This is a genomic window from Streptomyces sp. NPDC046335 (assembly GCF_055587985.1).
The window spans coordinates 117,560-131,408 of the sequence record NZ_JBVJFF010000001.1 but is presented as its reverse complement, the minus strand read 5'-3'; the positions used below and the strand labels follow the sequence as shown (position 1 = coordinate 131,408).

Below are 13,849 nucleotides of genomic sequence, written 5' to 3'. Positions count from 1 at the left end.
CAGCATGCGGACGAAGAGGCGTGCGCCCCTCAGTACGCCTCGACGACCCGCACGTCTTCCTCGGTGATCGTGCCGTCCACGATGCGGTACGAGCGGAACTGGAAGGGCCCCGCGCCGTCGGTGTCCGCCGTGGAGACGAGGACGTAGTGCGCGCCGGGCTCGTTCGCGTACGTGATGTCGGTGCGGGAGGGGTACGCCTCGGTCGCGGTGTGCGAGTGGTAGACGATCACCGGCTCCTCGTCCCTGTCGTCCATCTCGCGGTACAGCTTCAGGAGGTCGCCCGAGTCGAACTCGTAGAACGTGGGCGAGCGCGCGGCGTTCAGCATCGGGATGAACCGCTCGGGCCTGCCGGTGCCCGCCGGGCCCGCGACCACGCCGCACGCCTCGTCGGGGTGGTCCTGGCGCGCGTGCGCGACGATCTGGTCATGGAGGGCCTGTGTGATGGTCAGCATGGGAGCCAGGATAAGCAGAGGGCCCGTACGTACCGGTATGTGGTACGCACGGGCCCGAATGCTGGACATTGCCCCGAGGGGCCAAGAGTGGACAGTGGCTCCGGGGAGCCGCTTGTCAGACCTTGTCGACCGGCTCGTCACCGGAGGCGACGGCGGCGGTCTTGCGCTTGTTGAACGCGGCGGCCCGCGGGTCGCGATTCTTGAGGACCAGGTAGGAGATGCCGAGGATCGCGGCCCAGACCGGCGCGGCGTACAGCGAGATCCGCGCGTCCTTGTCGACGCCCATCATCACGATGACCATGCCGATGAAGAGCAGGGCGAACCAGCTCGTGTACGGGGCTCCGGGCGCCTTGAAGGTGGACTGCGGCAGCTCGCCGCGGTCGGCCTTGCGGCGGTAGCGGATCTGGCTGCACAGGATCATGATCCAGGCCCACATGCCGGAGATCGTGGCGAAGGAGACGACGTAGTTGAACGCCTTGCCCGGCCACTGGTAGTTGATCCAGACGCCGACCAGCATGAAGGCGGCGGAGGCCGTGGTGCCGATCAGCGGCAGGCCGTTCTTCGTGAGCTTGGTGAAGAACTTCGGGCCCTGGCCGTTGAGCGCCAGGTCGCGCAGCATGCGGCCGGTGGAGTACATGCCGGAGTTGCAGGAGGAGAGCGCGGCGGTGAGGACCACGAAGTTCACGATCGCGGCGCCGACGCCGAGCCCCATCTCCTCGAAGGCGGCGACGAACGGCGAGACGTCGGGCTTGAACGAGGTCCACGGGACGACCGAGAGGATCATGATGAGCGCGCCGACGTAGAAGACGGCGATGCGCCACGGCACGGTGTTGATGGCCTTGGGCAGGACGGTCTTCGGGTCCTTGGACTCGCCCGCGGTGACGCCGACCAGCTCGACGGCGAGGAAGGCGAACATCACGATCTGGAGCGTCATCAGCGTGGAGCCGATGCCGTTGGGGAAGAAACCGCCCTGGTTCCACAGGTGGGCCACGGAGGCGGTGTCGCCGGCGTCGGAGAAGCCGATGGTGAGGATGCCGACGCAGATCAGGATCATGCCGATGATGGCGGTCACCTTGACCATCGAGAACCAGAACTCCAGCTCGCCGAAGAGCTTCACGGAGATGAGGTTCGCGCCGTACAGGATGACGGTGAAGATCAGCGCGTAGGCCCATTGCGGGAATGAGTCATGTGTCCAGTACTGCATGTACTGGGCCGCGGCCGTGACTTCCGTGATGCCGGTGACGACCCAGAAGAGCCAGTACGTCCAGCCGGTGACGAAGCCGAAGAACGGGCCGAGGAACTCACGCGCGTACTCGGAGAAGGAGCCCGAGACCGGGCGGTACATGAGGAGCTCGCCGAGCGCCCGCATGATGAAGAAGATGACGAGGCCCGCGATGGCGTACGCGAGGATGAGGCTGGGCCCGGCCTTGTGGATGGCCTTGCCCGCGCCGAGGAAGAGGCCGGTGCCGATGGCTCCGCCGATGGCGATCATCTGGATCTGCCGGGCCCCGAGGCCGCGCTGGTAACCCTCGCCCTCGCCGGCGGGTCCCGCGCCCTGCACGACACCATTGCCGCCGTGCTCGTCGTGGTGCTCTTCGACCTGCACTGAGGTCATGGTGACGCCTTTCTCCATGCTGATCCGCGCCGCGTACCGCGGTGTGCCGCGGATCAGGTCCTGATCCCCCCGGATATGGATGGAGTGCTGCCGACGGTCTGCCGGCCCGAGCGCCCGCGGCGACATGGGTGGCGTCGCCGCGCGGTCGTGAAGATTTATCACGGTGACAGGAGTGAGGAAATCAGCCACGTGTGTCCGGGGCCACAAGGAAAACCGGACAAAAGGCATGGGGCGGCTACAAAAGCGGGCAATGATTTGACGTGATCGTTATCCGGATTTGAGCATCCGTTGAGCGAACAGCCCACTGCGTGAACAGAAGCTGTCCACTACAACAAATTTTGCTGCATTCTGCATCGAAATATGCGTCGAACCTAACCCATCAACGTCCCGACCAGCGTCTCCTGAAGTCCGCCCAGCCAGAGGTAGGCCATCACCATCGGCTTGCGGGGATCGGAATCGGGGAGCCGGTACAGCAGCTCGGCGTCGTCCTCGTCGGCGACTTCGAGCCGGGTGCCGATCGCGAGCCGGAGGTCGTTGAGGGCGCCGAGCCAGTGCCGGGACTCCTCGACCGTCAGTTTCAGGACAGTTTCGCCCCCGCCCGACGACGCCGCCGCGTCGAGCGAGCGGATCACCACGAGGGCGTCGTCACGCTTCTTCGCCCGCAGGTCGTTCTCCGTGAAGCGGCGGAATTCCGAGGAGTAGGCCCGCAGTTCGTCCTCGTCCCCCCGCTCGCTGCCCGGCCCGCCGTAGCCGTCGGGGAGCAGGCGGCGCATCACCGGATCGGCGGGCGGCTCGCTCGGGCCCTCCGCGAAGAGCTCAGCGAGCGGGTCGTCCGACGGCTCGCCGCCCGGCCCGGGGCCGATCAGCTCCAGGAGCTGCACGGCGAGGGAACGGATGATCGAGATCTCGACCTCGTCGAGCGCGACGGTCGCGCCGCCCCCGGGGATCGGTTCGAAGTGTCCTGGCATCAGATGCGTCGCTGCTTCCGGTCCGTCCGCCGCCGGCGGGCCCGCCGGTCCGCGGTCCCCGCCCTTGCGGCCCTCACTTGCGGTCCTGCTGAAGGGTGGCCCACAGGCCGTATCCGTGCATGGCCTGCACGTCGCGCTCCATCTCCTCGCGCGTACCGCTGGAGACGACGGCCCGGCCCTTGTGGTGCACATCCATCATCAGTTTGTCGGCCTTGCCCTTCGAGTACCCGAAATACGTCTGGAAGACGTACGACACGTAGCTCATCAGGTTGACCGGGTCGTTGTGCACGAGCGTGATCCAGGGGACGTCCGGTTCGGGGACGACATGCGCCTCTTGGTCCGATTCCGGGCGGGTGATCTCTGCGGGAGCCGTACTCACCTGGCCCATGCTGCCACTCCTGACGGGCCCCCGCACAAACGGGCCAGGAAATCGTCAGTGTGACGAGATGCGGGGTAGCATCCTTCACATGAACACAGCGGACCTTGGGCTGCCGGTGGATGTTCCGTCGACGGCGCTCTTCACGGACCAGTACGAGCTGACGATGCTGCAGGCGGCGCTGAAGGCCGGTACGGGCGACCGGCGCTCCGTCTTCGAGGTCTTCAGCCGCAGACTCCCCGAGGGACGTCGCTACGGCGTGGTGGCCGGAACGGGCCGGGTGCTCGACGCCGTCGAGAACTTCCGCTTCGACGCCCCCGTGCTCGGTTTCCTGCGCGAGCGCGGCATCGTCGACGAGGCGACGCTCGCGTGGCTCTCCGGCTACCGCTTCACGGGCGACATCTGGGGCTACCCCGAGGGCGAGGTCTACTTCCCGGGCTCGCCGGTCCTGCGGGTCGAGGGGTCCTTCGCGGAGTGCGTGCTCCTGGAGACCGTGATCCTCTCCATCCTCAACCACGACTCGGCGATCGCGGCCGCGGCCTCGCGGATGTCCTCGGCCGCCGGGGACCGCCCGCTGATCGAGATGGGCGCCCGCCGCACCCATGAGCTGGCCGCCGTGGCCGCCTCCCGCGCCGCCTACGTCGGCGGCTTCGCGACCACCTCCGACCTGGCCGCCGGGTTCCGCTACGGCATCCCGACCGTCGGCACCAGCGCCCACGCCTTCACCCTGCTGCACGACAACGAACGGGACGCCTTCCGTGCCCAGGTCGACTCGCTCGGCCGCGGCACGACCCTGCTCGTGGACACCTACGACGTGACCGAGGCCGTCCGGATGGCCGTCGAGGTCGCCGGGCCCGAGCTCGGTGCCGTGCGCATCGACTCCGGGGACCTGCTCCTCGTCGCCCACCGGGTGCGCCAGCAGCTCGACGACCTCGGGGCGACGGAGACGAAGATCGTCGTGACGTCCGACCTCGACGAGTACGCCATCGCCTCGCTCGCGGCGGCGCCCGTGGACGCGTACGGCGTGGGCACGCAGCTCGTCACGGGCTCCGGGCACCCCACCGCCTCGATGGTCTACAAACTGGTGGCCCGCGCCCACTCGGCCGACCCCGAGGCCCCGCTCGAACCCGTGGCGAAGAAGTCGCTGGGCGCCAAGAGCTCCGTGGGCGGCCGGAAGTGGGCCGCGCGGCGCGACGACGCGCACGGGGTGGCCGAGGCCGAGGTGATCGGCACCGGAGCCGTGCCGGCCGAGCTCGCCGAGCACCAGCTCCTCGTCGAGCTGGTCAAGGGCGGTGAGGTCGTCGCCCGTGAGCCGCTGGACGCGGTCCGCGACCGGCACGCCGCCGCGCGCGGCAGGCTGCCCCTCTCGGCGACGCAGCTCTCGCGGGGCGAGGCGGTCATCCCCACCGAGTACGTCTGAGCCCCTCTTCCCGCGGGGCACCCGCAGTCTCTACGCTCGTAGTCACTCCACCAGAAGGAATCCGCCATGCGCCGCGCACTGATCGTCGTAGACGTACAGAACGACTTCTGTGAAGGCGGCAGCCTCGCGGTGGCCGGGGGGTCCGACGTGGCCGCCGCCGTCACCGAGCTGATCGGCCAGGCCCCGGCCTGCTACCGGCACGTGGTGGCCACGCGTGACCACCACATCGACCCCGGCGCGCACTTCTCGGACCACCCGGACTACGTCGACTCCTGGCCGCCGCACTGTGTGGCGGGGACGGAGGGCGTCGGCTTCCACCCGAACTTCGCCCCCGCCGTCGCCTCCGGCGCCATCGACGCCGTCTTCGACAAGGGGGCGTACTCCGCCGCCTACAGCGGCTTCGAGGGCGTCGACGAGAACGGGGTCTCCCTGGCGGAGTGGCTGCGGACCAGGGAGATCACCGAGGTGGACGTGGTGGGCGTCGCCACGGACCACTGCGTGCGCGCCACCGCTGTGGACGCGGCCCGGGAGGGGTTCAGGACGACCGTCCTCCTTGACCTGACCGCGGGGGTCGCCGCGGCGACCACGGAAGCGGCCCTTGCCGAGCTGCGCGCCGCCGGGGTCGAGCTGACCGGGAAGCCGGTCGTCTGACCCGCGTCGTCCGACCCGCGTCGTCCGACCCGGGGCTCCGCCCGGACCCCGCTCCTCCTCAGACGCCGGAGGGGCTGGATCTCGCCTGCCGCTTCAGCGCCCGCACCGGGTGCCACAGTTCCCGTACGTCGTCCGGCGCCGTCCGCCATATCAGGCCGTCCGGGTGGTGCAGGACCGCCGTGACCTCGTCCGGCGTGGGGGGCTCGGCGTTGCCCCGGAGGTAGACCGCCCGCAGGCCCAGGTTGCGGACCCTGGTCAGGGCCCTGGCGCGGTTGACGGCGTGGACGATCACCCGGACCGCGCCGCCGCGCGGCGCCGGGCCCGGCAGGGTCAGCGCCACCACCACGCTGCCGTTCGGCAGCTTGCAGAAACCTCCTGCGGACATGCTTCGTCACACCCCCGTGAGACATCGTGCGGAGCCCGTGCCGGGCCCCGCGTCAATAAGAGAACCACACGACGCACCTAAACACGATCGGCCGCCGCCCGCTAGAGGGCGACGGCCGATCATGGTTTGACCTGCGGAAACGCTACTTACTTCTTGGAGGGGCCCACCTGGACCGTGATCGTCGAGCCGTCCTTGGGCTGCTTGATGATCTTGATCTGGGTGTTGGTGTCAGTGACCTTGACACTTCCCGTGGGGTTCTCCTTGTACCAGTAGGTGCCCTTGTGGTCGTCGAAGACCGAGACACCCTTGCGCTTCAGCAGCTTCAGCGACACGTCCGCGTTGTGGAGCGTGAACGAGTCGGTGCTGTACTTGCTGAACGGCGCGTCGTACGGCTGGATCTTGTTGCGGAGGAGCGTGCCGTCCTTCCACTTCATCGGCTTGGCGTGGGCGTCCACCGGAAGGATCAGACCCTGGCCCGGGTGGGCGCTGGTGTTGTTGTCCTTCTGCGAGGTGTCCCACTGCCAGACCATCAGGCCGGTCTGGTACGGGTAGTGCTCGACCCAGTCCGGACGGGACTTCGAGAAGCCGAAGTTGTACGGGCCGACCTCAAGGGTCTTGTCGTACGAGACGTACTGGCGGTTCTCGGCCAGGTAGTACTGGTCGTACTTCTTGGTGAAGGACTCGCCGATGCGCGAGAAGCCCTTCGCCGTCCAGCCGTTGTCGTCGCCCTCGGCGCCGTCCTCGAAGAGCTTCGTGCCGTCCGCGGTGACCGCGAGGGCGTCGGCCGTGAAGCCCTTGCCGCCCGCGCCGCCGTCCGTGGAGTAGCGGAAGCGGACGTCGATCTTCTTGCCCGCGTAGGCGTCGAGCGGGAAGACCAGCTTCTTGTACGCGCCCGAGACACCGGTCAACGCGGGCTTGTCGCCGGCGTCGCGGGTGATCGGCTTGCCGTCGGCGGTGCCGTCCACCGGCGTCCAGTTGGCGCCGTTGTCCGTCGAGACCTCGGTGTAGAGGTAGTCGTAGTTGGCCTCGATGTCCCACCAGCCCTGGAGCGAGAGGTCGGCCTTGGCCTTGCCGGTCAGGTCGACGGAGCGCGTCAGGGTGTTCTTGAGGTCGTCGCCCTGGTCGCTCCACCACTGCTTGGAGCCCTCGGTGGGCTTGGTGACCGTGGTGGTGACGGCCTTCTTGGGCAGGTCGACGACGAGCGCCTGACGGTGGCGCGTGTTGTACGCGGAGACGCCCAGCTTGTGCTCGGACTCCGTCGCGGCCTTCGCCTTGGCGTAGTCGAGCCAGCCCAGCTGGAACTTGTCCCAGGCGGTCATGTCGCCCGGCATGTCACCGATGGCGTCCTTGCCGGTGCCGAGCCAGGAACCGGCCGACATCAGCGACCAGAAGCCGACCGAGTTCTCGCCCTTGCCCGAGGTGTCGTACAGGTCGGGCAGACCGAGGTCGTGGCCGTACTCGTGGGCGAAGACGCCGAGGCCGCCGTTCTCCGGCTGCATCGTGTAGTCACCGACCCAGATGCCGGTGTCACCGATCTGGGTGCCGCCGGCCTTGTTCTTGCCGGGGCCGGTGCTGCCCGCGTCGTTGCCGTAGGCGTACCAGCGGTGCGCCCACAGGGCGTTCTCGCCCTCGGCGCCGCCGCCGGCCGACTCGTCCTCGCCCGCGTGGACGATCTGGAAGTGGTCGATGTAGCCGTCGGGCTCGTTGAACTCGCCGTCGTTGTCGAAGTCGTAGCGGTCCCAGAGGTCGTACTTGGCCAGGTCGGCCTTGATCTGAGCGTCCGTACGGCCGCGGGCCTTCTGGTCCTTGGCCCAGGAGGTCACGCCGTCCTTGACCGCGTCCCAGACGTTCGGGCAGTTGGTGTCGCCGCAGTAGTTCGAGCCGTAGCGGGCCTCGTTGTAGTCGACCTTGACCCAGTCGGAGACCTCACCGTCGACCGAGTAACGGCCGGACGAGGTCTTCTCGTAGTAGGTCTTCAGCGAGTGCTTCTGCTTGCCCTTGCTGTCCTTGCCCTCGCCGAAGTACAGGTCCTGGAAGTGCTTCTTGTTGTAGTCCTTCTGCCAGGCCGTGCTGTTGTCCTTCTTGCGGTCGGGCTTGGCTATCTTGTTGTGCAGGGGGCCGGGCTTGCCGCCGTACTTCTTGACCGGCGCCTCGGGGCCCTCGGGGCCGTCCGGGTCGTACATGGTCGTGTCGTCGACCTTGTCCCCGAACTCCACCAGGATGGTGAAGATCTTGTCGGTCTTCTCGCGGCCCAACTCGACGTACTTCTTGTCGTCGAGCTTGACGACCTTGGAGCCGCCCCGCTTCTGGACCTTGGCGTCGCCCGCGACGACCTGCTGGAGGGCCGCCTTGCGCTGCTGGGCCTGCTGCTTGCTGAACGGGCCTTCGAGGTCGTGGTCGACCTCCGCCTTGGCCCGCGACGGGTCCTGCCGGTCGATGGCCGGCGCCCCGCCCGGGGATCCGTCCCCGGCCGAGGCCGAGGCCGTGGCCGCCGAGTACGTGGCGGCGGCAGCGGCCATCGCCACGGCCACCGCCGTGGCTCTGAACGTCCGTGTTCTTGCTGTCACTTGATTCGGTTCCTCCCCACGCGCCCGCGCGAATGGCGGACCGTGATTCCGGTCGGAGGAGGTCCGCGCGCGATGTACGCGTCACAAGTGACGACATTCGACCGGAAGTACGGGAGAAAAGACAGACCTTGACTTGTGCAGGCCAAGTGCACTATGCAGGCCCGCACATCCGGTATCCGGACAGGACACGCCCCGTTCAGGCAAGGTCAACGGGCGCGCCCACTGTCCACCTGATGGACGTCATGAACCCGTGCGCCCCCCGTGCTCCGGCACCGTGGGTTAGGTCACGCTTACCGCCCGTTCCCGTCGGGCATGCAGCGTCATAGAGTCAATCGACGGTGCGCTACAGCGCTCGGCGGCACATCCCAAGTCGCCACCGTCGAGCACCCTTTGATTCGTATACAGCCGTACACACATCCGCATCCGCCCCCATCGTCAAAAGCCTGGGGGGATTCCTGCCGAGGACGGATCACGTCATGCCTCGTCCCATGCCACGTCCGACCACCGCACAGATCGCCTACGGTTCGCTGACCGTCGTCTTCTCCACCCTCGCCATGCTGCTGCTCTCCCGGACCGCATCGGGCGCCGGTGTCGCGGTGATAGCCGTGGCCGCGCTCGGCCTCGGCCTGCTGGTGGCGCTGACGGTCCCGCAGCCCGGTCCGGCCGCGCCCGCCGCGCGCGCCGTGCCCGGGTCCTCCCCCGCCCAGCGGCGCGTGCCCGCCCAGCACGCCGTGCTCACCGAATCCGTGCGCGAACCGGCGGGCCCGTAGTCCACGGGCCCGCCGGCCGGGCGTGCCACCGCCGAAGCGGACCTACGTCGGACCTACGTGCTGACCACCACCGTCTTCGCGGCCTTGTCGTGCAGGCCCTGTTTGTAGGGCTTGTCGAAGAAGCTCCAGCCGCCGCAGATCGCCGTCCAGACGCAGGCGCAGCAGAAGGCGAACGGCAGCCAGAGGACCGCCGCCCTGGCCAGCGCGGTCTGCATGCTCGGCGTGGCGCCGTCGTTGAGGTTCGCGACGCGCAGCCCGAGCAGCTTCTTGCCGAGCGTCTGCCCGGTCTTGGCGGTCATATAGGTGTCGTACGCGATGTAGAGCACGGCGGCCAGCAGCGACTGGCCGAACGAGCGGCCCGTGTTCACGCTGTCCGGGTCGATGTCGTACTCGGACGTGCCGAACGCCCAGGACAGCAGGCCGACGACGACGCCCACCAGAATCATGTCGACGATGCGGGCGAGCACACGCTTTCCGCTGTCGGCCAGGGGCGGCATTCCGGCGAGGGGGTCCTGACCGCCGTAGCCGCCCGGCCCTCCGCCGTAGGGCCCACCGCCGCCCGCCCCCGGGGGCACGCCTCCGTAAGGCGCGCCGCCGCCCGGTGGAGGGGTGTCGTACGGGGAGCCGCCGCCGGGAGGTGGCGGAGTGTCATACGGGGAGCCGCCGCCGGACGGTGGCTGGTGCGGCGGCTGTTTCCTGAACGGGTCGCTGTCGTCGTCCGGTGGCGGGTATTGCGGCGGTTCGGTGCTCATGGCCCGAGTCGACCGCTTCGGCCCCCGCTCCGCATCCGGCGAGCGGCTGACCGGGTTACCCGACATCCCGCGTACGGCCGGCCCACGATCGGCGTACCCGCCGCCCCGCGGATGACGCAGGCGCTCCGGCCGCGCCCGGGGGTCATCCCGCCACGAACGTTCCTGCCGCCTTGTCGTGCCAGCACTGCCGCCACGGGCGGTCGAAGAGGCACCACAGGACACCCACGACCCCGATGACCAGGACGCCCGGCACGCTGTACACCAGCCAGCGCCGGAGCGCCGCCCCGAACGTCGGTACCTCCAGCTCCTCGATGTCCCGCACCTCGATGCCGCACACCTTCTTGCCCAGGGTGCGGCCCCACTTGGCGGTGGGCAGCGCCTCGTACACCACGCCGAAGAGCAGCAGGACGGCGAGGACGATGCCGAGGTAGCCCGCGGTGGTGCCGTCGAGCAGCCAGACCGTGGTCTTCTCCCCCGAGAGCTTCGCCGCGTCGATCTTGCCGTCGACGTGGTCCACCGCCTCGGCGCCGAGCGGCAGCGCCGCCGCTCCGGTGACCGCGGCGAGGACGACGGTGTCGATGAGCCGCGCCGCGAAGCGCCTGCCGAGCCCGGCGGGCCTGGCCGACGCCTGGGCGCGCGCCGCCGCGAGGAAGGGGTCCTCGGTCACGGGCTTCCACGGCAGGACCGGCTGCGCCTCGCCCGGTGCGGCCGGTCCCGACGCGGCGAGCTGGTGCACCTGCTGCGCCCAGGAGGACGATCCGCCGCCGGGGCCCGAGGTGACGGGCGCCGGGGCGCCGCCCTGCTGCGGGACGTGCGGCTGCGGGGTGACGGGGGGCGGCTGCGGGGCCGACGCCTGGGGCGGTACGGGGGCCTGCGGGGCCGCTGCCCGCGGGGCCTCCGCCCGCGCGCCCGGCTGTGCCGAGCCGTGGCGGAGGGCGCGGATCGCCATGGTGCCCTCGATGCCCGGCGAAGGGGCGGGCGTGGGCCCGGCGGCCGGCCGCACCGGTCCCGACGGGCGGCGGAACGTCACTGTGCCTTCGCCGGTGGGCGGCGTCGAGGCGCCGGGCGCCGCGTCGCCCGGCTTCACGGCGCGGATGGTGACGGTCCCTGGGTTGCTCTCGTCCTCGCGCGGCTCCGGCTCCTCGCGCGGCTTCGGCTCCCCGGCGGGCGCGGGGGCCGCGTTCGGCGCCTCGGCGCGGGGCGCGGGTTCGCTCGGCACACGCGGGTCGGCCTGTCCGGGGGCGCCCCACGAGATGCGGTTCTCCTGCTCGGCGCCGAGGCCCGCCTGCCGCGTCGCGTCGGCCTGCCAGGCGGACGCGGGCTCGGGCCGCGCGCCGTGCCGGCCGGCCTCGGGGTCGGCCTGAGCGGGCGGGTCGTGCTGGGCGGGGGCCGCCGCGGGGTCCTCGTCGAAGAAGTGCGGTCCCGTCTCCTCGACGGGGGGCGCCACCGTGGCCGCCGCGCCGGGCGGGGCCGGCAGGGGTTCACCGTCGGACGGCGCGGGACGGCTCGTACCGGGCACCCAGGCGGCACCGTTCCAGTACCGGACATATCCGGGAATGGACGGGTCGGGGTAGTAGCCTTCGCGGGGCCTGTCGTCGCCTGGGGCCGGAGTTGGGGCGCTCATGTCCGTCGTCCCGTATCTGCTCGGGGGTCTGTTGAGGGGTCCACATCTATCAGACCCCGCTGTCCCCACGGGCGGCTCCCGCCCTACGGACCACTTTCCGGGCACGCTCCCCACACAACCCCCGCGAGCCCCGCGCCTCCCAACCCGTCACCTCTTCGGGCTCGTTCGGAGAAATTTCCCCGAACCCGCGTAACGCTTCGGCGATCTCGCGCTCTCCACTCGTACGGGTCCGCTCCAAGGACCCCGTACCGGGAAGGAAGCGCACCGACATGCACTCCGTGGTGGAACGCGAGCTCGAACTCAAACTGGTCGTGTCGCCGGAACGGGCCGTGCCCGTCCCGGCCCGGCTCACCTACCGCACCGACGACCCCTACGCCGTCCACATCGCCTTTCACATCGGCTCCGCGCGCCCCGTGCACTGGACGTTCGCCCGTGAGCTGCTCGTCGAGGGGGTGTTCCGGCCGTGCGGCCACGGTGACGTGCGGGTCTGGCCGGCGAAGGTGGACGGCCGCGGTGTCGTCATGATGGCGCTGAGCTCGCCGGACGGCGACGCCCTGCTGGAAGCTCCGGCGGCCGCGGTGTCCGCCTGGCTGGAGCGCACCCTGCGGGTGGTCCCTCCGGACTCCGAGGGTGAGCGGCTCGGCATCGACGACGGCCTCGCCGAGCTGCTCGCACCTACTTCTGGCCGCTTCGACGAGCCGTGGCCGCGCGACCCGTGGCCCTCGGACGAGTCCGCGGACGGCGAGTGAGCCCCGCCGCCGCGGGGGCGACGGGGACGGCACGACCAGCGGGGACGCCCGGCCCTGCGGGGGGTCTCAGAACAGCTTGCCGGGGTTGAGGAGCGAGTGGGGGTCGAAGGCCGCCTTGACGGCGCGCTGCATCTCCACTCCCACCGGGCCGATCTCGCGCGCCAGCCACTCCTTCTTCAGCACCCCGACGCCGTGCTCGCCGGTGATGGTGCCGCCGAGTTCCAGGCCGAGGGCCATGATCTCGTCGAAGGACTCGCGTGCGCGCCTGCCCTCGTCGGGGTCGGCCGCGTCGAAGCAGACGGTGGGGTGGGTGTTGCCGTCCCCCGCGTGCGCGCAGACCCCTATGGTCAGCCCGTACTTCTCGCCGATGCGTTCGACGCCGTCGAGCATCTCGGCGAGCTTCGAGCGCGGCACGCACACGTCGTCGATCATCGTGGTGCCCTTGACGGCTTCGAGTGCCGTGAGCGAGAGCCGCCGCGCCTGGAGCAGCAGTTCCGACTCCGCGGCGTCCTCCGCGGGGACCACCTGGGTGGCGCCGGCGGCCTCGCAGAGCGCGCCGACGGCGGCGAGGTCGGCCGTGGGGTCGGGGGTGTCGAAGGCGGCGAGCAGGAGCGCCTCGGTGGTCTCGGGCAGGCCCATGTTGGCCAGGGCGTTCACGGCCTTGACGGTCGTGCGGTCCATGAGTTCGAGCAGGGAGGGCACGTGGCCGCCCTCCATGATCTTGCAGATCGCGTCGCAGGCGGCCTTGGCCGAGCCGAACTCCGCCGCGAGGACGAGCTGCCGCGGCGGCTGCGGCTTCAGCGCGAGGACCGCGCGGACGACGATGCCGAGGCTGCCCTCGGAGCCGACGAAGAGGCGCGTGAGGTCGTAGCCCGCGACGCCTTTGGCGGTACGCCGTCCGGTGCTCATGAGCCGCCCGTCGGCGAGGACGACGTCGAGTCCGAGGACGTACTCGGCCGTGACGCCGTACTTGACGCAGCACAGGCCGCCGGACGCGGTGCCGATGTTCCCGCCGATGGTGCACGTCTCCCAGCTGGAGGGGTCCGGCGGGTAGTAGAGGCCGTGCTCGCCGACCGCGCGGGAGAGCGTGGCGTTGACGACGCCGGGCTCGACGACCGCGATGCGGTCGACGGGGCTGATCTCCAGGATGCGGTCCATCTTGACGAGGGACAGCACGATGCAGCCCTCGGAGGCGTTGGCCGCGCCGGACAGGCCGGTGCGGGCGCCCTGCGGCACGACGGGGACGCGCAGCTCGGTGGCGGTGCGCATGACGTGCTGCACCTGTTCGACAGTGCGCGGCAGCACCACGGCGGCGGGCACGCCCGCCTCGCAGAAGCTCGCCATGTCGTGGGAGTACGCGGACGTGACGTCCGGGTCCGTGAGGACCGCCTCGGCGGGCAGGCCCTCCTGGAGGAGTTCGATGAGGGTGCGGCTCATGATCACAGCCTCGCACTCGGGGCCATCGGTGTGAACCCGTGTGCGACGCCGATCCGCGTGCCGGGATGTGCTCTTCGTATTGA

General features: G+C 70.2%; 13 protein-coding genes. 4 read left to right on the top strand and 9 right to left on the bottom strand.

What is annotated here, in order from left to right; translation table 11 throughout:
- Positions 1-29: 29 nt before the first annotated feature.
- The 4 genes from ACZ6JY_RS00520 to clpS form a co-directional block, all read right to left on the bottom strand.
- Entirely contained in the window at positions 30-452 is a 423-nt protein-coding gene (locus ACZ6JY_RS00520; protein ID WP_469190761.1) for a M67 family metallopeptidase, read from the bottom strand.
- 115 nt (positions 453-567) lie between these two features.
- Positions 568-2,067 carry an amino acid permease gene (locus ACZ6JY_RS00515; RefSeq protein WP_469190759.1) on the bottom strand — a complete coding sequence of 500 codons (1,500 nt, stop codon included), beginning with the start codon at positions 2,065-2,067 and terminating at the stop codon, positions 568-570.
- A gap of 371 nt (positions 2,068-2,438) precedes the next feature.
- Complete coding sequence (locus tag ACZ6JY_RS00510; RefSeq protein WP_469190757.1) at positions 2,439-3,035, bottom strand: DUF2017 domain-containing protein; 597 nt, start codon at positions 3,033-3,035, stop codon at positions 2,439-2,441.
- A gap of 73 nt (positions 3,036-3,108) precedes the next feature.
- Complete coding sequence (clpS, locus tag ACZ6JY_RS00505; RefSeq protein WP_447037724.1) at positions 3,109-3,423, bottom strand: ATP-dependent Clp protease adapter ClpS; 315 nt, start codon at positions 3,421-3,423, stop codon at positions 3,109-3,111.
- A gap of 79 nt (positions 3,424-3,502) precedes the next feature.
- Here clpS and ACZ6JY_RS00500 point away from each other — a divergent pair, with 79 nt between their 5' ends.
- Together ACZ6JY_RS00500 and ACZ6JY_RS00495 are read left to right on the top strand one after the other, a co-directional pair.
- Positions 3,503-4,831, top strand: a complete 1,329-nt coding sequence (locus tag ACZ6JY_RS00500) for a nicotinate phosphoribosyltransferase (protein ID WP_469190755.1) — start codon at positions 3,503-3,505, stop codon at positions 4,829-4,831.
- Between the two features lie 66 nt (positions 4,832-4,897).
- Positions 4,898-5,482: an isochorismatase family protein gene (locus ACZ6JY_RS00495; protein ID WP_469190753.1), complete on the top strand. Its 585-nt coding sequence runs from the start codon at positions 4,898-4,900 to the stop codon at positions 5,480-5,482.
- Positions 5,483-5,540: 58 nt separating this feature from the next.
- On the opposite strand, the gene ACZ6JY_RS00490 is transcribed toward ACZ6JY_RS00495, so the two are convergent.
- Together ACZ6JY_RS00490 and ACZ6JY_RS00485 are read right to left on the bottom strand one after the other, a co-directional pair.
- The gene (locus ACZ6JY_RS00490) at positions 5,541-5,867 is read right to left on the bottom strand and encodes a hypothetical protein (RefSeq protein ID WP_469190752.1); all 327 of its coding nucleotides are present in this window, start codon (positions 5,865-5,867) and stop codon (positions 5,541-5,543) included.
- 146 nt (positions 5,868-6,013) lie between these two features.
- Positions 6,014-8,386 (bottom strand): immune inhibitor A domain-containing protein, encoded by a 2,373-nt coding sequence (locus tag ACZ6JY_RS00485; RefSeq protein ID WP_469191861.1) that lies wholly within the window; start codon positions 8,384-8,386, stop codon positions 6,014-6,016.
- A 536-nt stretch (positions 8,387-8,922) separates the two neighbouring features.
- Here ACZ6JY_RS00485 and ACZ6JY_RS00480 point away from each other — a divergent pair.
- Positions 8,923-9,204 carry a hypothetical protein gene (locus tag ACZ6JY_RS00480; RefSeq protein ID WP_469190750.1) on the top strand — a complete coding sequence of 94 codons (282 nt, stop codon included), beginning with the start codon at positions 8,923-8,925 and terminating at the stop codon, positions 9,202-9,204.
- A gap of 53 nt (positions 9,205-9,257) precedes the next feature.
- Here the strand turns inward: ACZ6JY_RS00480 and ACZ6JY_RS00475 are convergent, their stop codons facing one another.
- Positions 9,258-9,956 carry an RDD family protein gene (locus ACZ6JY_RS00475; protein ID WP_469190748.1) on the bottom strand — a complete coding sequence of 233 codons (699 nt, stop codon included), beginning with the start codon at positions 9,954-9,956 and terminating at the stop codon, positions 9,258-9,260.
- 142 nt (positions 9,957-10,098) lie between these two features.
- Complete coding sequence (locus tag ACZ6JY_RS00470; protein WP_469190746.1) at positions 10,099-11,580, bottom strand: RDD family protein; 1,482 nt, start codon at positions 11,578-11,580, stop codon at positions 10,099-10,101.
- A gap of 269 nt (positions 11,581-11,849) precedes the next feature.
- Here ACZ6JY_RS00470 and ACZ6JY_RS00465 point away from each other — a divergent pair, with 269 nt between their 5' ends.
- Positions 11,850-12,329: an SsgA family sporulation/cell division regulator gene (locus tag ACZ6JY_RS00465; protein ID WP_469190744.1), complete on the top strand. Its 480-nt coding sequence runs from the start codon at positions 11,850-11,852 to the stop codon at positions 12,327-12,329.
- 66 nt (positions 12,330-12,395) lie between these two features.
- Here ACZ6JY_RS00465 and ACZ6JY_RS00460 read toward each other — a convergent pair whose 3' ends face one another.
- Positions 12,396-13,766 carry an FAD-binding oxidoreductase gene (locus ACZ6JY_RS00460; RefSeq protein WP_469190742.1) on the bottom strand — a complete coding sequence of 457 codons (1,371 nt, stop codon included), beginning with the start codon at positions 13,764-13,766 and terminating at the stop codon, positions 12,396-12,398.
- Between the last annotated feature and the right edge of the window lie 83 nt (positions 13,767-13,849).